Origin of the sequence: Moraxella sp. CTOTU48268, assembly GCF_032069585.1 — a bacterium.
GTDB lineage: Bacteria > Pseudomonadota > Gammaproteobacteria > Pseudomonadales > Moraxellaceae > Faucicola > Faucicola cinerea.
On the sequence record NZ_DAMALV010000020.1, the window covers coordinates 1 to 22,175 of the forward strand.

Annotated in this window: 17 protein-coding genes; 3 read left to right on the plus strand and 14 right to left on the minus strand. The window is 43.2% G+C overall.

What is annotated here, in order from left to right; translation table 11 throughout:
- Positions 1-248: 248 nt before the first annotated feature.
- The 8 genes from RT143_RS07940 to RT143_RS07975 form a co-directional block, all read right to left on the minus strand.
- A complete protein-coding gene (locus RT143_RS07940; RefSeq protein ID WP_050324216.1) occupies positions 249-461 on the minus strand; it encodes a cold-shock protein in 213 nt (70 codons plus the stop codon).
- A gap of 322 nt (positions 462-783) precedes the next feature.
- Positions 784-1,503 (minus strand): glycosyltransferase family 2 protein, encoded by a 720-nt coding sequence (locus tag RT143_RS07945; RefSeq protein ID WP_313092300.1) that lies wholly within the window; start codon positions 1,501-1,503, stop codon positions 784-786.
- A 14-nt stretch (positions 1,504-1,517) separates the two neighbouring features.
- Positions 1,518-2,120, minus strand: coding sequence for a class I SAM-dependent DNA methyltransferase (locus RT143_RS07950; RefSeq protein ID WP_313092302.1), 603 nt, complete (start codon positions 2,118-2,120; stop codon positions 1,518-1,520).
- Positions 2,113-2,934 (minus strand): PIG-L deacetylase family protein, encoded by an 822-nt coding sequence (locus tag RT143_RS07955; protein ID WP_313092303.1) that lies wholly within the window; start codon positions 2,932-2,934, stop codon positions 2,113-2,115. Before RT143_RS07955 ends, RT143_RS07950 begins: the two co-directional genes overlap by 8 nt.
- Positions 2,922-4,019, minus strand: coding sequence for an acyl-CoA dehydrogenase (locus RT143_RS07960; protein WP_313092305.1), 1,098 nt, complete (start codon positions 4,017-4,019; stop codon positions 2,922-2,924). The genes RT143_RS07955 and RT143_RS07960 overlap by 13 nt, the downstream gene beginning before the upstream one ends.
- 90 nt (positions 4,020-4,109) lie before the next feature.
- On the minus strand, positions 4,110-5,525 hold the full coding sequence (locus RT143_RS07965) for an alpha,alpha-trehalose-phosphate synthase (UDP-forming) (protein WP_313092306.1): 1,416 nt from the start codon (positions 5,523-5,525) through the stop codon (positions 4,110-4,112).
- The gene (otsB, locus tag RT143_RS07970) at positions 5,513-6,346 is read right to left on the minus strand and encodes a trehalose-phosphatase (protein WP_313092308.1); all 834 of its coding nucleotides are present in this window, start codon (positions 6,344-6,346) and stop codon (positions 5,513-5,515) included. The genes RT143_RS07965 and otsB overlap by 13 nt, the downstream gene beginning before the upstream one ends.
- 58 nt (positions 6,347-6,404) lie before the next feature.
- The gene (locus tag RT143_RS07975) at positions 6,405-7,568 is read right to left on the minus strand and encodes a zinc-dependent alcohol dehydrogenase (RefSeq protein ID WP_312384567.1); all 1,164 of its coding nucleotides are present in this window, start codon (positions 7,566-7,568) and stop codon (positions 6,405-6,407) included.
- Positions 7,569-8,234: 666 nt separating this feature from the next.
- On the opposite strand from RT143_RS07975, the gene clpB reads away from it, so the two are divergent.
- The 3 genes from clpB to RT143_RS07990 all read left to right on the plus strand — a co-directional run bounded on the left by clpB (position 8,235) and on the right by RT143_RS07990 (position 11,958).
- Entirely contained in the window at positions 8,235-10,832 is a 2,598-nt protein-coding gene (gene clpB, locus RT143_RS07980; RefSeq protein WP_313092310.1) for an ATP-dependent chaperone ClpB, read from the plus strand.
- 107 nt (positions 10,833-10,939) lie between these two features.
- Positions 10,940-11,515: a dCTP deaminase gene (gene dcd, locus RT143_RS07985; RefSeq protein WP_007116249.1), complete on the plus strand. Its 576-nt coding sequence runs from the start codon at positions 10,940-10,942 to the stop codon at positions 11,513-11,515.
- A gap of 200 nt (positions 11,516-11,715) precedes the next feature.
- Positions 11,716-11,958, plus strand: a complete 243-nt coding sequence (locus tag RT143_RS07990) for a hypothetical protein (RefSeq protein WP_313092311.1) — start codon at positions 11,716-11,718, stop codon at positions 11,956-11,958.
- A gap of 59 nt (positions 11,959-12,017) precedes the next feature.
- Here RT143_RS07990 and RT143_RS07995 read toward each other — a convergent pair whose 3' ends face one another.
- The 6 genes from RT143_RS07995 to RT143_RS08020 form a co-directional block, all read right to left on the minus strand.
- Positions 12,018-13,802: an acyl-CoA dehydrogenase C-terminal domain-containing protein gene (locus RT143_RS07995; protein WP_313092312.1), complete on the minus strand. Its 1,785-nt coding sequence runs from the start codon at positions 13,800-13,802 to the stop codon at positions 12,018-12,020.
- A 144-nt stretch (positions 13,803-13,946) separates the two neighbouring features.
- Complete coding sequence (locus RT143_RS08000) at positions 13,947-15,743, minus strand: acyl-CoA dehydrogenase C-terminal domain-containing protein (RefSeq protein WP_313092331.1); 1,797 nt, start codon at positions 15,741-15,743, stop codon at positions 13,947-13,949.
- Positions 15,744-15,891: 148 nt separating this feature from the next.
- Positions 15,892-17,736: a putative bifunctional diguanylate cyclase/phosphodiesterase gene (locus RT143_RS08005; protein ID WP_313092313.1), complete on the minus strand. Its 1,845-nt coding sequence runs from the start codon at positions 17,734-17,736 to the stop codon at positions 15,892-15,894.
- 2 nt (positions 17,737-17,738) lie between these two features.
- A complete protein-coding gene (locus RT143_RS08010; protein WP_313092314.1) occupies positions 17,739-18,623 on the minus strand; it encodes a 16S rRNA (uracil(1498)-N(3))-methyltransferase in 885 nt (294 codons plus the stop codon).
- A 275-nt stretch (positions 18,624-18,898) separates the two neighbouring features.
- Positions 18,899-20,290, minus strand: a complete 1,392-nt coding sequence (gene bioA / locus RT143_RS08015) for an adenosylmethionine--8-amino-7-oxononanoate transaminase (protein ID WP_313092315.1) — start codon at positions 20,288-20,290, stop codon at positions 18,899-18,901.
- A 222-nt stretch (positions 20,291-20,512) separates the two neighbouring features.
- The gene (locus RT143_RS08020; RefSeq protein ID WP_409519704.1) at positions 20,513-21,823 is read right to left on the minus strand and encodes a CitMHS family transporter; all 1,311 of its coding nucleotides are present in this window, start codon (positions 21,821-21,823) and stop codon (positions 20,513-20,515) included.
- Positions 21,824-22,175 lie beyond the last annotated feature (352 nt).

Genomic DNA, 22,175 nt, shown 5'->3' on the forward strand with positions numbered 1-22,175 from the left:
GCAAACAACAAAAAAAACGTAAAGTGGATGCGCAATAACCTTTTTTAACCGTACACAGCAGCCCACAAATTATCGGCCGAGTCAGCCAAAGAGTTGGGTGAGCAAAAGACACAAAAAAAGCGCTTATAATAAATAAGCGCTTTTTTGATATCTATTTTCTGCTATCTATGCAAATGGCTAATCAATCAATGCAGCGTTATTCACGCCACGCGTTATCAAACCATTTACGATAGTAGGCTTAGCTAACCTTAGATAGCAACGATATTGCTAGCTTGGTCGCCTTTTTGACCTTGGGTCACAACGAAAGATACGCGTTGACCTTCCGCTAAGGTTTTGAAACCTGAGCTTGCGATTTGGCTATAATGTGCGAAAACGTCTTTGCCGCCATTGTCTTGTTCGATAAAGCCAAAGCCTTTTGATTCGTTAAACCATTTTACGGTACCGTTTACAGTATTTGACATAGGATTGTCCTTGATTAGATAGATTTTAAAAGTGGTCATCTGACCCTAAAGCTGGAACTAAGCCACAACACGATTCTATTCGGTATGAAAGAATTGCGGCAGTTTTGATACACGATTGACTTAAAATCTAGGACACAAGCGTAATGGAAACGAACTTAGAATAGACTTAATGTAATGCGATTGAAACTTCTGACTGCTTTCTAGCTGTTGTCCAGTATATAGTAATAACGGCAGATAGCAAGGAATATCACAATAGTTTTGTAAGTGAACTGTGTTAAACCCAACTTTTATACCTTTATTTAAGCCAAAGACGGATTTTTATTTAAACCAAAGGTTGATTCTCTAAACCCCTTAAAAAATGGGCAAACCCTTCTTCAGCGCGGGCGTCAAGGCGACTGCTAGTCACCACACGTACCAAATTACTCCAAATAATGGGTAAATTGGCTTGCTCAAATTTTTTGACCAAACCCACATCTTCATGGCAAGTTAATTCATCAAAACCACCCACCGCCAAATAATCTTGACTGGCAAAGCTCAAATTTGCACCGTGGATATGGCGATGATTCATACAATCTTTATAATGGGCGAGGTATTGCTGTTTGGTACGCTCTGACAACGCATCCCAACAATCGATACTCACTACGCCACATATCATAGCTGTGGGCGTAGTTGTGGATTTGGCTTTTAGGTGTTTGATTTGTGCCATTAACCAATCAGCTTCCACCATACTATCGGCATCAGTGCAAGCAATCCAATCAGCCCCTTGCTCAATCAAGTAACGCACGCCCAAATCCCTGACTTTGCCCACACAGCGAAACTCACAGCACAGCCAGTCTACGTGGGCGTTTTGTACTTTTGATAAGGTATCATCATCACAGCTATCTAGCACGACCACCGTTTGTACCGCTATGTCGCTTGATAGCTGAGCAATCGCCTGTTTTATTGCATCCAAACACGCACTGATACTATCGGCTTCATTATGGGCAGGGATGACTATGCCAATTTTTTTGGGTCGCCGCTGTGGAGCGGTAGTATTTGCCATGATGTTTTTCTCAGTTATTCCACTAGATTTTCCTGCTTGGCAAGGCTTTGGTGATTGGCTTGCCAAATGGTCAACAAAAAATCTTGGTCAATCACATGGCTTTGCTGACGGTAGTGCAGCTGTTGTTGCAAACTGTCGTGGACTGTTTCGCCTGTCAGTTGAAACCCGTCAATCGGATAGCGCCAATGACAGGCTAAAATCACGCCATTGTCTGTCAATGCAGTGTTGAGCCAAGCGATGACTTCGGTTAGTGCATCAGGCGCCAAGTAATATAAAATCTCACTAACCACAATCAAATCAAATCGCTCATTCGGCAAATCCTGCGGTATCAAACCTTGCATAACTTGTACATGTGCCTGGTTGTGCAGACGCTCACTGGCAAGTTTGACTGCCTCAAGTTGCCCATCTACACACCTCAAATAATCGCAGCGCTGGGCTAACTGCTCACTAAATACGCCATTGCTACAGCCAAGTTCAATTGCCTTGGCAAAATGCGGGTAGGGCAACAATGACAAGCAAATCGCGCGTTTTCGCACTTCATACCAGCGTTTTTCATATTGCCAAGGGTCGCTACTATCGGCATAAATTTGGGCAAAATACGCTGACACATCAGTCATGAAGATATACCTCAAACGGTTGGCTAAGCCTGGTTAATGTGGTGTCTGACAAAATAGGCGCTGTTCCCGTTGTTGGGTCAGCATAGATTTGACTGCTAAAACAGCGCATGGCATAACTTTTTCGCTGCGCCTGCAATTCGCTTAAATCAAATCGCCATGCCTTGTGCCAGGGAATACGGCTATCGCCAGGTTTTGCCCAATGCCATGCCCAAATCAGCACGTGATAGCAGGTCAAATTTAAGCGACTTTTAAATTCATGGGCAAAACGCTGTACCACTTGCCCAGTGCCTTCATGGTCGGGATGACCATCGTACGCAAATGGGGTGATTAAAATATCAGCGGGCTGAATCAGCGATGTTAACTTGTCAAAAAAATCCACTTGTCGCCCAAAAATTTCGCCATCAGGAAAATTCAAATTAGTCATCGACACATTGGGCGAATCCAAACTGCTATCCAGCGTTTCAAGTGCAAGCTGGCTTTCAATTGCTCGGATTTTTGCCAGTTTGTCGGTCGGATACAGCGGTGAGTTGGGGTGGCTTTTTTCGCCTTGGGTGACGCTAACAATCAATACTTGATTGCCTTGAGCCACCAACGCTTGCAGCAGCCCACCGCAGCCCAAAATCTCATCATCTGGGTGCGGCGCAAAAATACACACGCGCCGATGTTTGGGAAAATGGGTCGATATATCGAGTCTGGTGAGACTGTGCAACCCTTGCCAAGCTTGCCAGTCTTGTGCAGATGTGCCGTCGCCTGCAATTAAACGGTCACCCACAATCGGATGCAGTGGGGCGTGCTGGGAATCTACAGTTGCCATACTCCCCCTTGTGAATCGCCTAGCTGTTCGGCAGTCAATTTGCCAATCGCTTCACTGTCAAATGCGCCATGGGTTTGACGCATAAATACCGATAAATCTGCCGCTAGCCGTGCAAAATGGGCGTTTTTGCAATAAGGCGTTGCGCCCAAGGCTTTACCAACTTTTTCAAGCACTAGCATGGCGGTAGTCTCCACTTGCGCTCTTAAGATACGGATGGGGAGTGCATGACTTTGGCTAGGATGACTATCGATTAATTGGGCAACTTGATGAAAGTACGCTTGGGTGACACTGAGTGCTTGCGACACTTCGCCAAGATAAAGTGCTTTAAAGACTTGGGGTTTTTGCTGATAACTGTCCATTAAAAACTGTGCCAACTGCGCTGCCGCGCCATACCAACAAGCCGCTACCCCTGCTGCACCATGCCAAAATCCTGGGCGGTCGAGGTAAGGGCTGCTATCTTTGGCAATCGCATTTGACATAACTTGGGTGGCGTTAGCGCCTTTTAGATGCAGCGTGGCTGTCGCCGTGTAGGGCATACCGACCGCATACCAACCGCTGTCATCAATGGTGATTTGCGGTTGCTTCATGGCTAACATCAGTAATTGGGCGTTATTTTGGGCATCTCGGAAACTAACCAAGCCATGATCGACAAAGGTCGCACCCGAACACCACAGTTTTTGTCCCGTGCATTTTTCGCCATCAAAACGCAGTGGGTCATCACCGCCTTCTGCTGCCCATACGGCCCATAGGCCTTCAGCGATATCGTCCACGCCCAATTCTGCCAAAATCGCCAATGCATCAAGATGCGACTCAAAAAATTTGACCAAGTTCAAATCACAAGCCGCAACCTGTGCCAATACTTGCCAGCGCTGTAAAGTATGACCGTTTGCGGGCAAGGCAATTTGAGCGGATAAAAGCACCAACTGCGACAAAGTTTGCTTTAATTGTGTGACATAAGCAGCATCGCTTAATTTAGGTGATGTATCAATCGTTCTGCGAAAGTCTTGCAAAATAGCGGTGATTAATTTACTCAAGTCCGATTGGTGGTAGTCGGTAGGTAAAGCATGATCCAATACTGGTGTCATTTTGAATTTCTCATTGGCTGTTCTGTTGTCTATTTTATTATCTGTTTTATGGTCTGTTACATTATTTATTTTATTGTCTCTTTTATTGGGTTATGGAGTTTTGTCCATGTGGGTTAAATCTGCCAAAAAATGCGCTCGCCACCTGTCAATATCGGTCTCATAGATGCTCTTTAGTAGCGATTGGTGGCGTTGTTCCCGTTGTTGTTTGGTCATGGTCAATGCTTGGTATAAGCCCTCTATCATGCTGTCGTTGTTCGTAGGGTCGACCAAGATAGCTTGCTGAAGTTGGTGCGCTGCCCCCGCATTTTTAGACAAAATCAAAATCCCTGCGTTTTGTTCATCCTGTGCGGCAATATATTCTTTTGCCACCAAATTCATGCCGTCTTTTAGCGAATTAACCCAACAAATTTGGCATTGCCTAAATAAAGGCATTAAATTGTCATGACTGACTGGGTCTTCCTGATAGATAATCGGTTGCCAACTGGCAGTAGCAAATTGGCTATTAATTTGCTCAACGAGGGTGTGCACTTGTTGTCGCAACTGTTGATAGGTCTGGATATCAAGACGGGACGGGCAAGCAATTTGATACAGCTGAATTCGTTCAAGATATTGCGGATAACGCTGCAAAAAGGCGGCAAAAGCTTGTAAGCGTTCGGGAATGCCTTTGGTGTAATCCAGTCGTTCCACCGCTAAAATTGTGGTGATGGTTGAACTGAGATTTTTTAATACAGCTTGGTCAGACAGCGGTTGACTGGCAAGCTTATGAATATAGACAGGATTGATACCAATCGGATAGGCTTGTATTAAGGTGGTATGATTGCCATGGGTAATGAGTGTACGCCCATTTGTTTGAGTAATCTGGTTGGCGTGGGGGAGTAGCTGCTCAAGCACCGCGGCACAATTTTGAGCGTCTTGTTGAGTTTGTAATCCTACCACATCATAATCGAGTAATTGATGGATTAAAGTTTGACCATAAGTCAAAAAATCCCACACCCATAACTGGGGAAATGGAATATGTAAAAAAAAGCCAATGCGCTGTTTCATGCCTAAGTCACGGCAATGCCTTGCTACCGCAAAAAAATGATAATCTTGTATCCAAATCATATCGTCAGGCTGTGCGATTTGCTGCAGCTGTTTGGCAAACATACGATTGACAGCTTGATACACGCTAAAATCTTCACTACTTGATACAATCAAATCCGTGCGGTCATGCATCCCCGCCCAAAGTCGATTATTGGCGTAACCGCAGTAATATTTTTCATATTGCATGGGTGAAAAAGCCGTCGTGACATAGGTGACTTTATCATGCTGCTCAGTCGCAAATTGATTGACGGTATCGGGCATATCGCTGATATTTGTCACTACTTGACCGTTCCAACCGACCCAAATACCGCCATCTTTGGCAAGGGCTTCTTGAAGCGCTACTGCCAACCCCCCTGCCACAGCTTTAGGTGACTGTTTATTAGGTAAATTAACCCGATTCGATAATACAATCAACTTTGACATAGGGTCAATAATCCTTGAAGTAACGCGGTAACCGCTGAGACGTCGCTCACATAATAATGGGCATGGGTAGGTTCAAAACCAACTTTGACACCAATTCCCTTGATATCACTACCTTTCTTATTTGGTGTATCACCATAACTTTGTACAGCAATAAATCCTGCTTCATCAGTCACGTCATCGCCGATAAATATCGGACGGCAATGAGGGTGATAGTGTTTTAAAACATGGTTAATGGCACTGCCTTTATCGACCCCTTGCGGCAATAGCTCATACACACATTTGCCCGCTTTAAGTTGCCAATCATTAAAATCATGCCCAATAGCTTGCATGATGGTTAAAGCGCTATCGGCAAGTTCGGGATGCTCACGAAAATGCAGTGCCACACCAAAAGGTTTTTGCTCAATGCGCCAGTGTGGATGATTACCAGTGGCGTTAATGACGCTTTGATTAATTTGTTGTAGCTGCGCTAAATCGATGTCCACCAAAGAATAGCTATCAATTAGAGTATCGCATTGCAAACCGTGACTACCAATCACCGGCAGTTTTAACGGCGCTGTCAAACGTCTAGCATCAGCAACTGACCGCCCTGTTACCAGCCAAACGGGTAGATGATTTTGTAACTGCGCTAAAATTGCTAGATTCTCATTGCTGATAAAACTTTGCTGAGGATCGGGGTGAAATTCACTAAGCGTCCCATCAATATCTAACAGTAGCAACAAATCAGAAACCCCTTGCACAACTTTGGCTACATTATCGACCAAAAGTTGTGAGGGGCTAGTGACTGAATGATTAATCATGGTATAAAGGTGACTAACACTCATCTTATATTTTTACCATTTTATCATTCTAAATTAACCATGCTAAATCTATGAGATTAAATTATGGTGTCAAAATCACTTTTCGACACTCTTCTTCACGTTTTTCAAAGATTTCATAACCTTTTGCCGCATCCGATAGATTCATACGATGGGTAATAATCGCTTCAGGCGATAAATCCCCATTTTCAATATGTTCAAGCAACTGTGGCAAGTATTTATGTACATGAGTTTGACCCATTTTAAAGGTTAATCCTTTGTCAAACGCATCACCCATCAAGAAACCATGAATCGGACCTGCATAAACCCCAGGAATACTGACTGTACCACCACGGCGTACCGCTGCCATACACTGACGTAATGCCGCGCCACTTGAGCCTTCAAGCTTAAGCGTCGTTAATACGGTTTCAACCACGCTGCCTTTTGATTCAAAACCAACAGCATCAATCACCGCATCGACACCACGATGCCCCGCAGTTTGCTCAATAATAGCTTCTGCGGCATCAACTTTATCAAAATTGACAGGAATTGCGCCATACGTATCTTGTGCGTATTGCAGACGATAGTCATTGTGATCAACGATGAATATTTGTGCAGCGCCTAACATTTTGGCGCAGGCGGCTGATAGCAAGCCCACAGGTCCTGCACCATAGATAGCCAAAGTCGAACCTTTGGTAACATTGGCATTCGTCACAGCTTGCCAAGCAGTCGGCAAAATATCCGATAAGAATAACACTTTCTCATCAGGCAATGAACCTGGAACTTTAAAAGGACCAAAATTGGCTTTTGGAACGCGCACATATTCTGCTTGTCCACCAGGCACACCGCCGTATAAATGACTAAAACCGAACAACGCCGAAGGTGGCGGAATAAGCTTTTTGTTCATCGCCGCGCCTGGACCCTCGTTGGTGGTCTCACAGGCTGCCATCAAATCATTTTGACAAAAAAAGCAGCTACCACAGGCAATTACAAAGGGTATCACCACGCGATCGCCTTTTTTTACCGCTGTGACGTCAGCGCCCACTTCTTCGACAACCCCCATAAATTCATGACCAAAAATATCGCCTTCTTCGGTCGCAGGGATTTTGCCACGGTATAAATGTAAGTCCGAGCCACAAATGGCGGTAGCGGTAACTTTTAAGATAATATCATCTTTGGCTTGTAATTGTGGGTCGGGAACATTGTCGACTCGAACATCTTTAGCACCGTGATAGGTTAATGCACGCATGGGTATTACTCCTGGTTGTTGTTTTGCTGTTATTGTTATTCGACCAAATAAAGCAGCGCCACTGAACTGATATGTTATGTGGCGTTATCATTTGACGTTTTGCAGAGTAACATGCGCCATGCACGGTTGTTGTCTATTCATGTAGTAGATAGGTTAATGTAATGTAAGCTGCCTTACAATAACCCATTGAAAATATTATATAATTTTAATAATTGTCCATAAAATTTTAGTATCGATTTTTAGCTATGGCTTAAACTTTAGTTGGCGTAATTTTTTTAAAAAATAATGCTCAAGGCGGCTAATAAAAATCAAGCCGCTACAACGCTACTAAAGGAAATAAATATCAGCCAACAACAAAAACTCAGTCATTAAATTCACTCAGTAAAACTGATTAGGTGTATCCCTTTGGAAGTTATACGATAAGCGAAAATTTGTTGATTTATGACTTTATCTACATTTTTATTGTCAATTTTTGACAGGTAACATGATGAGTTCTAAAAGCTATTGAACCAAGTGATGGTTGAGAACAAACATACATCCCAGTATCAAGAAAATAACCATTGACAATTAAAAAATTTTAAAGGTGGATATTGAAACGATTTATCAAAACACCATATCAATTTTAGTTCAAAGCTAATTAGTTAAAAGCTAAAAGGAAAAATAATAATGCAATTTGATAAATTTACCAATGCCTTACAAAACGCGGTTCAGCAGGCACAAACGCTCGCTGTCACTCGTGATCATACCGCGATTGAGCCGATTCACTTATTGTCAGTGCTACTCAATGAACCGAGTAATGCCAATGTGTATGAACAGGCAGGCGCAAACTTAAATCAGTTAAAAACAGACGTGCAACAATCGCTCAACAACCAAGCGGTGATTGGTACACCCACAGGTGATGTCAATCTCAGCCCAAATACGGCTAAGATTTTAAATCTAGCAGAGCGCCACGCGCAAAAAGCGGGCGATCAGTTCTTATCTACTGACTGGGTGCTAGTTGCCCTAGCAGAGACGGGCGACACCGCAAAACTGCTTGCAAAAGCAGGGGTCAATGAGCCAAAACTAAGACAAGTCATTAATTTTATTCGTGGGGGTGATAAAGTGGATACACAAAATAGCGAAGACCAACGTGATGCCTTAAACAAATATACCATCGATTTAACCGCACGTGCCGAATCGGGCAAACTTGACCCCGTCATTGGGCGCGATGACGAAATCCGCCGTACCATTCAAGTATTGTCACGCCGTACCAAAAACAACCCGGTGCTCATTGGTGAGCCGGGCGTGGGTAAAACTGCCATTGTCGAAGGATTGGCACAAAAAATCGTCAATGGTGACGTGCCAGAAGGCTTGCGCAACAAACGTGTATTATCGCTTGATTTAGGGGCACTGATTGCGGGGGCAAAATTCCGTGGTGAGTTTGAAGAACGCCTAAAAGCGGTACTTAACGACTTAGCAAAAAGCGAAGGGCAAGTTATTTTATTTATTGATGAAATTCATACCATGGTCGGTGCCGGTAAAGCCGATGGCGCGATGGATGCGGGTAATATGCTCAAACCTGCGTTAGCGCGTGGTGAGCTGCACTGCGTGGGTGCGACTACCCTTGATGAATACCGCCAATATATCGAAAAAGATGCCGCCCTTGAGCGTCGTTTTCAAAAAGTATTGGTTGATGAGCCTACTGTGGAAGATACCATTGCTATTCTGCGCGGTCTAAAAGAGCGCTATGAACTGCATCATGGGGTTGATATCCAAGACAGTGCAATTATTGCTGCGGCGCGGATGAGTAACCGTTATATCACTGACCGTATGCTACCTGACAAAGCCATTGACTTGGTGGATGAAGCGGCTAGCCGTCTAAAAATGGAACTTGATAGTAAACCAGAAGCCTTGGGCAAATTAGACAGCCGTTTGATTCAGCTCAAAATGCAACGTGAAACCTTAAAGCATGAAGATGACGAAGGCGCAAAATCACAGCTAAAACTGCTCGACACCCAAATCAGCGAGCTTGAAAAAGAATACGCAGATTTAAACGAAATTTGGCAAGCAGAAAAAGCCCTTGTTAAAGGTAGCCAACAGCTCAAAGACGAGCTTGATAAAGCGCGTATCGCCTATGAAAAAGCCCAGCGTGAAGGTGACTACGAGACCATGTCAAAACTGCAATACGAGACCATTCCACAACTGGAAAAACGTATTAAAGACTCTGACTTGGCTGAGCAAAAAGAGCAAGCAGGCGAAGCGCCAAGCGTCAAACTGCTACGTAATAAAGTCACCGAAAACGAAATCGCTGAAGTCGTTGCCGCTGCAACGGGCATCCCTGTGACCAAAATGATGCAAGGCGAACGTGAAAAAATGCTGCACATGGAAGAAAAATTGCATGAGCGCGTAGTCGGTCAAGATGAAGCGGTACAAGCAGTCGCCAATGCGGTGCGCCGTAGTCGTGCAGGGCTGTCTGACCCCAATCGTCCTAGCGGTTCGTTCTTGTTCCTAGGTCCGACAGGCGTGGGTAAAACTGAATTGACCAAATCATTGGCAAGTTTCTTGTTTGATGATGAAAATGCCATGATTCGTATTGATATGTCTGAATTTATGGAAAAACACAGTGTCAGCCGTCTTGTCGGCGCACCCCCAGGCTACGTGGGTTATGAAGAAGGTGGGGTATTGACCGAAGCAGTACGCCGTCGACCCTATAGCGTGGTATTGTTTGATGAAGTAGAAAAAGCGCATCCTGATGTGTTTAACATCCTACTGCAAGTGCTAGACGATGGTCGCTTGACCGACAGCCAAGGTCGCGTTGTGGACTTTAAAAACACCGTCATTATCATGACCTCAAACCTTGGTTCGCATAAAATCCAAGAGATGGCAGGCGATAGCTACGAAGAAATCAAAGCGGCAGTGATGAATTCAGTCAATCAGCATTTCCGCCCAGAGTTTGTCAACCGTATCGATGAAATCGTGGTGTTCCATCCATTAGGACAAGAACAAATGGCGGGTATTGCAGATATTCAACTATCACGTTTACGCAAACGTCTTCAAGAGCGTGACATGAATATTGTATTGTCAGATGAAGCCATGAGTCAATTGGTCGCTGTGGGTTATGACCCTGTGTATGGTGCAAGACCGCTAAAACGCGCCATCCAGCAAGAAATCGAAAATCCGCTATCAGTCAAATTGTTATCGGGTGAGTTTGTGGCGGGTGATACCATCAAAGTGGATGTCGATGCCCAAGATAAATTGACCTTTGATAAATTGCGTATGAGTTAATTTTCTCACCAAAAAAAAACGGCTCTCACTCGAAAGCCGTTTTTTTTCGCCTATGTGTAGCAAATTACAGTATAATTCTGCCTAAATTTGAAATTTGAGGAAACAAAATGTCGATCAAATCCGACCGCTGGATACGCCAAATGGCACAAGAGCATGGCATGATTGAGCCATTTGAAGCAGGTCAAGTACGTGTGGGCGAACAAGGACAAAAATTGGTCAGCTACGGCACCTCAAGCTATGGTTATGATGTCCGCTGTGCGCGCGAATTTAAAGTATTTACCAATGTCCATTCTGCCATCGTTGACCCAAAAAACTTTGATGAGCGTAGCTTTATTGATATCGTGGGCGATGAATGTATCATCCCGCCCAACTCATTTGCCTTGGCTCGTACTGTCGAGTATTTTCGTATTCCCCGTGATGTATTGACCATTTGTTTGGGGAAATCTACCTATGCGCGCTGCGGTATTATCGTCAATGTCACGCCGCTTGAGCCAGAATGGGAAGGGCATGTGACCTTAGAGTTTAGTAATACCACCAACTTACCGGCGCGTATCTATGCCGGCGAGGGCGTGGCGCAAATGCTATTTTTCCAAAGTGATGCCGATGATGTGTGCGAAACTTCCTACAAAGACCGTGGTGGTAAGTACCAAGGTCAAATGGGCGTGACTTTACCCAAAGCGTAAATGGCAAACGATAAGCAGTAAGCAGTCATATAGACCCACTTCGGTGGGTTTTATAGTTTATGGCGACAAATTGTTAAAAGTTCGAATTTTACACGAGCTTACAACTGCTTTAAGCTTTCTATTTTTGAATATGTCATACTAACGATGCACTATCGCTATCGTTTTAACATAATAATACCGCACATAAGAAGGATAACACCATGATTGAACTAAGTAATAACTATGTCGCGCTAAATTTGGCAAAATTTGTCTATGAAGAAGAAGCCAAACTCACGCCAAATAAACACCAGCAAGAAAGTGATATCAAAGAATATATCTTTGAGTTATATGAAGAGTGCGTTGCTGTCGTTGAAGAAAACGACTCAGCGGATTATGAATATGAAGACTTTGATTTTGATGAAGATGAATCGTTAGCAGATGACGATGACGATATGCTTCGCTAACATGTTAATCTATAAAAAAATCGGCTACTAGCGCCGATTTTTTTGTATTTAAGTAGGGATTAAGCAATGGTTGACGCAAAATAATCGCGGTCAAACGCTGTGATGGGTTGGCTTGTTGCTTTTACCATCGCAATATGCGCATCTAAGCGTGGCAACATACGACCGACATAGTAGTCTGCTAATTTTGCTTTGTTGGCATAGAAATCGCCTTCTTTGCCATTTGCGGCTTCAACCATCAGGCCAAACATATAAGCAAAGCTGACATAACCAAAGGCTTGTAAGTAATCAACCGCACAGCCATTGATTTCGTCTTTGTTGACCGCTGCCGCCGCTACCACCGCTTTAGTTAAGTCTTCAAGTTTATCCGCTGATGTTAAAATCGCTTGTTTGATGGCATGGTCTGCTTTCATGTTATTGGCAAAATCACGCATTTCTTGAACATACGTTGTCACAAACGCACCGCCGTTTTTCACCACTTTACGACCCAACAAGTCAAGTGATTGGATACCATTGGTCCCTTCATAAATTTGCGAGATACGGGTATCACGTACGATTTGTTCCATTCCCCATTCACGGATATAACCATGACCACCAAAGCATTGCTGGGCATCAATTGACGCTTCAAGACCACGGTCGGTTAAGAATGCTTTAGCAACGGGCGTCAAAAGAGCAACGCGGTCATCAGCCGCTTTTCTTGCTGCAGCATCATCGGTATATTTGTTGGTATCAAGCTGTTTGGCGACATACATCGCAAAGCAGCGTGAGGCTTCACTGATAGTTTTAGCGTTTAACAGCATACGGCGAACGTCGGCATGAAATACGATTGGGTCAGCGGCTTTGTTTGGCTCTTGAATACCGCTATCGGCGCGGCCTTGGATACGGTCAAGGGTATAAGCTGTGGCGTTTTGATAAGCCAACTCAGCGCCACCGATACCTTGTAACCCCATCGTCAAACGCTCATAGTTCATCATGATAAACATGGACGCAAGACCGGTATTTTCTGCGCCTACCATAAAGCCTTTGGCACCATCAAAGTTCATGACGCAAGTGGCCGACGCTTTGATACCCATTTTATGCTCGATAGAGCCGCAGCTTACCGCGTTACGCTCGCCCAATGAGCCATCCGCATTCACATGGAATTTGGGTACGATAAACAATGAAATCCCTTTAGAGCCTGCTGGGGCATCGGGGGTTTTTGCCAATACCAAATGGATGATGTTGTCCGCTAAGTCATGTTCACCTGCGGTGATAAAGATTTTGGTACCTGTAATATTGTAGCTACCGTCTTCGTTTGGCACTGCTTTGGTTTTGATGATACCCAAATCCGTACCTGCGTGGGGTTCGGTCAAACACATCGTACCTGTCCACTCACCTGAGTAGATTTTTTCTAGGTAGGTTTGTTTTTGTTCTTCAGAGCCTGCGTTGTAGATACACATGCACGCACCACCCGATAGGTTTGGATAGAGCGCAAATGATTGGTTGGCGGTAAATACCATCTCTTCAGCGAGCATAGTCACCATTTTTGGCATGCCTTGACCGCCATGATTTGGATCGCCGCCCAAACCAATCCAGCCGCCTTGTGCGTATTCGTCAAATGCTGCTTTAAAACCAGTTGGGGTTTTTACTTTGCCTTCACCCAGATATTGTGCCGCTTCTTCATCACCCGAGCGGTTGATGGGCAGTAACGTGTTTTTAGCAAATTTTGACATTTCTTCTAAAATCATATTGACCGTGTCACTGTCAACATGGGCTAACTGTTCATTTTTTTGCCAAAAATCGGCTGCATTGAATACATCATTTAAGATGAATTTCATGTCTTGAATTGGCGCATTATAAATAGGCATATTATTTCCTTTTATGGGTTAGCTCGTACTTCGAAATGAGACAAATCCTTAGACAGCTTTTGCTACCTAAGGATTGAATAAAGAATTAAACTATCAATGATTCTATCATAATTTTATTACTACACTGGATAGCTTAGTAAAAAATTAGAATTGGAATTCGTCAACGTCCATGTTCATGTATGGCTCGAGACCTGTATCAATACGTTTGACGTAAGTTAAGGTGCGAGGCAATAGTTTTGCAAAGTAGAACTGAGCGGTTTTGATTTTGGCTTGATAGAATTTGGTCTCAGTGGTGTCGCCTTGGAGCGCTTGTTGCGCGACTAACGCCATACGCGCCCATAGGTAAGCTAGGGTGATGTAGCCACTATAGTACATGTAGTCAACGGCCGCTGCACCCACTGCATCAGGGTTTTCATTGGCTTGCATACCAATGCGAGCGGTCAAATCGCCCCATTCTTTATTCAAACGTGCTAGTGGACGAATGAATTCACCCATCGCATCATTGTCTTTGTTTTCTTCACAGAATTGATAAATGACTTTGCTAAAGTTAGCTAGCATTTTACCTTGTGAACCCAATACTTTACGGCCTAACAAGTCAAGTGATTGGATTTCAGTGGTGCCTTCGTATAGACAAGCAATACGCGTATCACGTACGTTTTGTTCCATGCCCCATTCACGGATAAAGCCGTGACCACCATATACTTGCACACCGTGATTGGCTGCTTCATAACCTGTTTCAGTTAAGAAGGCTTTGGCAATTGGTGTTAAAAAAGACAACATCTGGTCAGCGTAAGCTTGTGATTCGCCTTCACCTTTAGTTACCACATCAGAGAATTGTGATAGATAGTAGACTAGCGCACGGCCACCTTCAGCAAACGCTTTACAAGTTAATACCATGTTGCGCACTGCTGGATGGACGATGATTGGGTCAGCGGCTTGTTCTGGCGCTTTTGCACCGCTTAATGCACGCATCGCAAGACGTTCTTTAGCGTAGCTTAAGCCACCTTGGAAAGCCAATTCAGCCGCAGTTAGACCTTGAATTGCGGTACCAATACGGGCGGTATTCATAAAGGTAAACATACAGTTTAGACCTTTGTTTTCAGGTCCAATCAAGTAGCCTTTGGCTTTATCAAAGTTAAGTACCGCAGTTGCAGAGGCTTTGATACCCATTTTGTGTTCAATCGAACCACAGGTAACGGTGTTACGCTCACCGATAGAGCCATCTTCGTTGACATTGAATTTTGGTACGATGAATAATGAGATACCTTTGGTGCCTGCTGGCGCACCCGGTAAACGCGCTAGTACGATATGGACAATGTTGTCTGCCATGTCGTGTTCGCCCGCTGAGATAAAGATTTTTTGACCGGTGATAGCGTATGAACCATCTTCATTAGGTTCAGCTTTGCTGCGGATAATCCCTAGGTCAGAACCAGCATGCGCTTCGGTTAGACACATGGTACCTGTCCACTCACCACTGACGAGTTTTAACAAATATTTTTGTTTTTGTTCATCGCTACCGTGGTGCTCAAGCGTACGGATGGCGCCTTCAGATAGACCTGGGTACATTGAGAAAGACCAGTTAGCGGTACCTACCATTTCGTTGACCGCTGAGCCTAATGACAATGGCATGCCTTGACCGCCAAACTCTTCATCGGCACATAAAGAAGGAAAGCCTAATTCACAGTATTGTTTATAGGCTTCTTTAAAGCCTTTTGGGGTATACACATTACCATTTTCAAAACGACAGCCTTCTTCATCGCCTGAACGGTTGAGGGGTGACAACTCTGCTTCTGAGAAGCTTGCACCTGCTTCTATGAAACTATCGATCGTTTCCCTATCCGTATGCGCATAGCTAGGAATGGATTTGTAGTGATCTTCAAATTTTAACAACTCATGCATGACAAATTTCATATCACGAAGCGGCGCTTTATATTGCATAATATTTCCTTGATTGCTGTTTTTAAAAAGACAAAAAAACCTACCCCATTATTAAGGTTTTATATTCCTAAGATAGGAAAATTTGGCAAAGGTGACAAGGTACTAACATGACTATAGGGTCATAAAAAAATCTAATTGGTCAAATTAAAACTTATAGCAAATAGTTTGGTTTATAGTTGGCTTTGAGCCACTCTGTGGTATCTTGACTAGACATGGGTTTACCAAACCCAAAGCCTTGAATCGAATCACAACCAAGACTATGCAGATATTCGATTTCTTCACGGTTTGAGACGCCCTCAGCCAATGCTTGCATGGATAACGAGTGCGCCATCTCAATCACTGATTTGACAATCACTTGTTTTTTTGGGTCTTGTAAAATATTGGTGATAAATAAGCGGTCAATTTTAAGCACATCAATCGGATATTTAATCAAATATTGCATCGCGGCAAAGCCTGTACCAAAGTCATCAATCGATATGGTAAAACCATACTGGCGCAGTTTTGCTAGCATCGCTTGCGCTTTAAATTCATCATGAATTTTGCAGACTTCCGTGATTTCAAAGCTAATCAATTGGGCAAGCCAACTATATTGCTGTATCGTCCCTTCAATAAACGCAATAAATTTTTCACTAATTAATTGACGAGTATCAATATTGATACAGATGAGGCAGTTATAGCCTATCTCACGCCATGTCAAAATCTGCTCAATACAAGCTAAAACAATTTTTTCAAATAGCGCCTGCGATGACTTATCGAGCACCTCCGCCAAAAAATCGTTGGGATAGAGGAGTCCAAGGGTGGGGTGCTCCCAGCGCACCAGTGCTTCAAACATCGGCAAGTCGGGCTGTGCAAACTCTAACTTAGGCTGAAAATAGGGCAAAATTTGCTGTTTTAATAACGCATTTTTAAAGGCACTGAGCAAATGAATGTCCTTAAAATTGCCTTTTTGCTGGTTGGCATCATACCAAACACAATCTTCATCACTGATGAGCCGCGCATGTTTTAACGCCGTGTCTGCTTGTAATAGCAATGTCTGAGCATCATTGGTATGAGTGGGGAAAACCGATGCGCCAATCGACAGCCTTAGATAAATTGATTGGTCATCAATGCTAAAAGGTAAGTCAAATAACTGTTTGAGCGCTGCCACGTAGTGATGCGCGGCATCAAGGTGTTGTACCGAAATCATCGCCGCAAAACTATCACCCCCAAACCGCGAAAAAGTGACTAAACTGGCACCCGAAATTTTTAAGGATTTTACCCGTTTGACAAAACCTTGAATCAGCGTATTGGTATTTTCAATGCCAAGGCTGATGTTAAAAGACTGCAATTTGTCAATATTGATGCGTAGCAATACCCCCATACACTCGCGCTGATTATCGGCTGCCTGGTAATAGCCAATACAGCTTTTTAATTTTTCATAAAAGCTATCGTAATTGGGTAGACCCGTTAATTCATCATAATTGTATAGATGTAAGGTATGGCTAAGCTGCGCATCTTTTTTGGTTAAATTGGTGAGTAACCCGACATACACCACCCGATTATCATCGACTTCACACACGCAGATATCTAGCCAAACCGCCACTTCAGGTGAATTGTAATAAGAAAGCACCAAATTGGTCGAAATTGATTGTCGATTATCCAGTTTGGTAATGATAGCGGCAATCGCTTGCTGTAAGTGTGGGGCGTAGGTCTTATACGCATAAAAATAAAACGGGCTACCTATCACCTGATCGCGTGGCAAGGCGGTAATGTTTAAAAATTGCTGATTGACACAGATAAAACGTAGCTGTTCATCAAGCATAAAAATGCCATCATGGATTTTTGAAAAAACCGAGGCAAACATCGCATTTTGATGTTCAAGCGAAATTTGTTGATCAAAAAAATGGCTATCGACAATAAACCCATACTCACGTAAATCACCATGACACAGCTTATTAGCACCCACACAGCAATCACGAGGGTCTATTGGCATGACTGATTTGTTATTCGGTGGCATGATTATTCCTGTGCAAGGGTCAAAGTTTGATGTAGCGTTAACAATGAAGACAATGCGACGACAGGGGCTGTCTCAGTTCGTAGCACACGCTCGCCAATTTGCCAAGGCATAAAACCTCGCTCGATAGCATGCGTTACTTCTTGCTCTGAAAATCCACCTTCGGCGCCAATGAGTAACCAAAATTGGGCTAAAGAACACTGTCTAAACTGGTTTGTTATATGGGGTAGTGGGTTGGGATATGGGGTATAGGGCGTGATGGGTTCAATATCGTTATGCTCAATGTCGTTATGTTCAATGTCATCAGCTTGAATTTGATTGCAAGGTGTCGCTACGCCACTGTCATCAGGAGGCACGGCTAAAATTAATTTGGTCACGTCGCTAGAAGTGGGCACGCCTGCTGGTTCATCAATCCAGTCGCTAAAAGCTTTTGGTGACAGCAATGTTGGCACAATATTAAGCCCACATTGTTCACAAGCCGATACCGCAACCTGCTGCCAGTGGGCGAGCTTTTTATCGGCTTGGTCTGCTTTTAGGCGTACTTCACCATGTTGGCTTGTGAGCAGTTGAATCGATGACACCCCAAGTTCTGTGGCTTTTTGAATGGCATAATCCATGCGCTCGCCACGGCTCATAACCAAGGCAATGTTGACAGTAAATGGTAAAGCTCGATTGATTGGATTAAAATCGTTGAGGGTAACGAGCGCTTGTTTTTTAGTGACATCCGTTAAAGTGACGGTATATTCACCACCTTGACCATCAAAAAACAACGCTTGTTCACCCATACTTGCTCTTAACACTTTACACCAATGATGAAAAATCTCTTCGGTCAAAGGCACAGTGCTGCCAACTTTTAGCGAATTTGGTTGGTTATAAAAAAATCTACGCATAAATCATCTAAGTAAGTTTCACGATTAAGTTAAGCTAAGTTGGTTAAAATGCCTACAAAAGTTAAATATTTTTTGACGATAATCTCATGAATTATACGTTAAATATTAGCCATGTAGGCATAAGCTGTGAATTCTAATACAATTTTTTATAATACCGTAAGAATTGAACCTTTGTAACAAATCCTGACTTTTGACGATGAATTATAATAACAAACATTTATTTATAATTAATTAGTTAATTAGTCAGTAACTTTCATGAGGCGTTAGTAAAGGCGTTAAGGCAAATCAATGGCTTGCAACGAGTCTTTAGGTATTTTTGAGAGATTATCACAAAGCTTTTGCAAACAATGATTTAATATACCAAAGATTTGCTGAATTTCTGCTGGGGTGGTGCAATAAGGCGGAATAAGATAAACATGGTTGCCAATCGGACGAATCATCACGCCTCGATCAAGGCATAAATTGGCAAAAGCTTTGCCCAAATTTTGAGAAAAATCCAAGGTAAAAGCCGCAATCATGCCGGTTTGACGTACAAACTTTATGGGCAAATTGGCATCAGATAGTTGCTGCAAGCCATGCGCCATCGCTTGGATAAGGGATTGGTTGTGTAGCAAGACATTATCGCGTTCAAACAGTTCAAGCGATGCCAAAGCCGCGCTACAAGCCAATGGGTTGCCAGTAAAACTATGCGAATGTAGAAAGCCTTTTTCCACTTTGTCATCATAAAATGCTTGATAAACATCATCGGTTGTCATGACGCAAGACATTGGCAGATAGCCTGCCGTTAGACCTTTTGACAGACAGATAAAGTCAGGGCAATAATCGTCTTGTTTATCCGCATCTGCCAACGCCAGCATTTGCTCTACCGCAAACATAGTACCTGTACGACCAAAACCCACGGCAATCTCATCATATATCACGTGGATGTGATAATGGTGCGCAAGTTTGGCAACGCCAAGCAAATAATTAGCAGAATACATCGCCATGCCAGCCGCCCCTTGTACCAAAGGTTCAAGGATAATCGCACAGATATCGCGGGATTTTTCTGCCAAGATGCGTTCTAGTGCATTCAAGCTTTTTTGCTCATAAAGCTGCGCTGCGATAGCGTCAGAGCTGAAAATATGCGCGGGGGAAGGAATACGAATTTGACTGACAATCAAATCTTTGTATTGCTCGCTAAACAGCGGGATATCTGTCACCGCAAGACTGCCAACGGTTTCACCGTGATAACCGTGTTCCAATGAGATAAATTTGGTTTTTTGCGTTTGCCCTGATTGCTGCCAGTACTGCAAACTCATTTTAAGCGCGACTTCCACCGCCCCTGAGCCACTGTCGGCAAAAAAAGCTTTGGTGAATGATTTGGGCGTGATGGCAACCAATTTTTCTGCAAGCGTCAAAATCGGCGGGTGAGTGACACTAGCGATTAAAGTATGCTCAAGCGTATCGAGCTGCTGTTTTATTTTTTCGTTAATAAAAGGATGGCAATGTCCATGTAAATTGACCCACCATGAGCTAATCATATCGTAATAGGCGTTACCGTGCTGATCATATAATTGATTGCCTTGAGCTTTGACGAGGTGGAGTGGGGGATTGTTTTCAAGGGCTTGCATCTGTGTGCAAGGAAGCCATAACGCGTTATTCATAAAGGTCTCAAAATTTTTTGTCACATTGTAGCACTTTTGACCCAAGAAAAAAGGCTTGAAATCGCAAGCCTTCTAATGCTATGAGTGATAATGATAATAATAGGAACGTTAATTGTCACAGAATTTACGTACTATAAATTTTCGATAAAAAAGCGTCTAAAAAATTTCGTTTTTAGACGCTTGTATAAAGCGTAAATTTATAATGATTGCCAAAATCGTATACTTAAAATACCTGATGATAGGGTGTTAAAGTGGCACACCACCGATTGTGAATATCGCTAAGGAAAATGCTGCAAAAATCCCAATCGCCCATTTGGCTGATTGAATCTGCCATTTACCCATCTCAACGCCTGTAATATGCAGCAATAGATAGATAAATCCAACCAATGGACTTAATAAATGAAATGCTTGACCAGCGGTTGAAGCAATCGCGATATCCATTGAGCTAAAACCATATTTTATCCCAACTTGGTTTAATACCGGCAACACGCCCAAATAAAAAGCATCATTACTTAGCAAAAACGTACCAGGTACAGAGATCAAGGCGACAATCAACGGCCAGTGATTACCAAATCGCTCTGGAATCCAAGTCGCTAGGGCTTCACCCATGGCGTGACTCATACCTGTGCCAGATAAAATCCCCATAAACACCCCCGCTGCCAGTACCATGAAAATTACTTGTACAGCTGATGAGCCATATTTTTCAATAATTTCACGTTGATCGGCTTGTTTCGGGTAATTAGCCATTAAGGCAACAGCCAACGCAATCGCAAAAATCAATGCTGAATTTACCTTTGGTAGAAACCACATACCACCAAAAATAAGTTCAATCATGACTAGCAGCGTCAAGCCAAAATTGAACCAAATGAGATGGGGTCTAGTAAATTTAGCATCGTCCTCGTGTGGTGTATCGATTAGATGTACCATACCGTCTGTGTTTAGATTGGTGATACCCAGTCGTTTTCTCTCTGCTAACCCCCGTATGACAGCCACAGCAATGACCCATATGGCGGCGATAATCATCCCCGGCATGATTGCACGTAATAACTCCCCCTCATCAACATGCAGCGCTGTGATGATACGTGCGGTGGGTCCTCCCCAAGGTAATAAATTCATGATAGAGTTTGCTAAGACAATTAATACTGCCAAATCCATCATTTTCATATTCAATTTGCGATACACAGGTAGCAGGGCTGAACAGACAACAAGGGTCGTCGTCGATCCATCGCCATCAACTGAAATACCTAGTGCAAGAATCGCTGTGCCCACCAAGACTTTTAAAGGGTCGCCCTTGACTGCTCGGACAATAAAATTGACCAATGGCTGAAACAATCCAGCACTCAGCATTAAACCAAAGTATAAAATCGCAAATAACAGCATAAGTGCTGTACCTGCAACACCTTTAATTTTTAAATCGGCATCGCTAATCATCCCAGCAATAGCATATTTAGGAATATCAAGTGCAGAAAACCCCCACTGGTTTATTGCTCCAGCGATAACACCAATAATTAAAGGCACTAAAATAAGAGAGGTAAAAGGGGACGCTTTGCGGGTCATGATAAGTATCATAAACCCGATCACAATTAATAATCCAAACAGCGCTAACATAGTTGTAATCCTTTACATGGTCATTTAACAAGGGGGCAATATTATCATAATATTTTGTGTTTTTTCGATAATTTCTATGCTTATGACACAAACCAAAATATCCCGATACGCGCAACTATTAAAATGCCCCAATCTCTACAGCCACCTATCTATCATAAAATGAAGCCAATCAAGTTTGATGCAGGTTATTAGCTAACGTATTGGAAAATATATAAAAATAGTAATATAACAAGCCAACATCACTACGATGTCTTGAATGCTCAGTTGCACAAATAGGTTTTAGCTCATCAAAACTAGCGTT

Coding starts and splice junctions, on each gene's coding strand:
- RT143_RS08020 (WP_409519704.1), bottom strand. CDS start 21,823: ATGACCCGCAAAGCGTCCCCTTTTACCTCTCTTATTTTAGTGCCTTTA.
- RT143_RS07960 (WP_313092305.1), bottom strand. CDS start 4,019: ATGACACCAGTATTGGATCATGCTTTACCTACCGACTACCACCAATCG.
- clpB (WP_313092310.1), top strand. CDS start 8,235: ATGCAATTTGATAAATTTACCAATGCCTTACAAAACGCGGTTCAGCAG.
- RT143_RS08010 (WP_313092314.1), bottom strand. CDS start 18,623: ATGCGTAGATTTTTTTATAACCAACCAAATTCGCTAAAAGTTGGCAGC.
- dcd (WP_007116249.1), top strand. CDS start 10,940: ATGTCGATCAAATCCGACCGCTGGATACGCCAAATGGCACAAGAGCAT.
- RT143_RS07975 (WP_312384567.1), bottom strand. CDS start 7,568: ATGCGTGCATTAACCTATCACGGTGCTAAAGATGTTCGAGTCGACAAT.
- RT143_RS07940 (WP_050324216.1), bottom strand. CDS start 461: ATGTCAAATACTGTAAACGGTACCGTAAAATGGTTTAACGAATCAAAA.
- RT143_RS07990 (WP_313092311.1), top strand. CDS start 11,716: ATGATTGAACTAAGTAATAACTATGTCGCGCTAAATTTGGCAAAATTT.
- RT143_RS07945 (WP_313092300.1), bottom strand. CDS start 1,503: ATGGCAAATACTACCGCTCCACAGCGGCGACCCAAAAAAATTGGCATA.
- otsB (WP_313092308.1), bottom strand. CDS start 6,346: ATGAGTGTTAGTCACCTTTATACCATGATTAATCATTCAGTCACTAGC.
- RT143_RS07955 (WP_313092303.1), bottom strand. CDS start 2,934: ATGGCAACTGTAGATTCCCAGCACGCCCCACTGCATCCGATTGTGGGT.
- RT143_RS07950 (WP_313092302.1), bottom strand. CDS start 2,120: ATGACTGATGTGTCAGCGTATTTTGCCCAAATTTATGCCGATAGTAGC.
- RT143_RS07995 (WP_313092312.1), bottom strand. CDS start 13,802: ATGCCTATTTATAATGCGCCAATTCAAGACATGAAATTCATCTTAAAT.
- RT143_RS08005 (WP_313092313.1), bottom strand. CDS start 17,736: ATGCCACCGAATAACAAATCAGTCATGCCAATAGACCCTCGTGATTGC.
- RT143_RS07965 (WP_313092306.1), bottom strand. CDS start 5,525: ATGTCAAAGTTGATTGTATTATCGAATCGGGTTAATTTACCTAATAAA.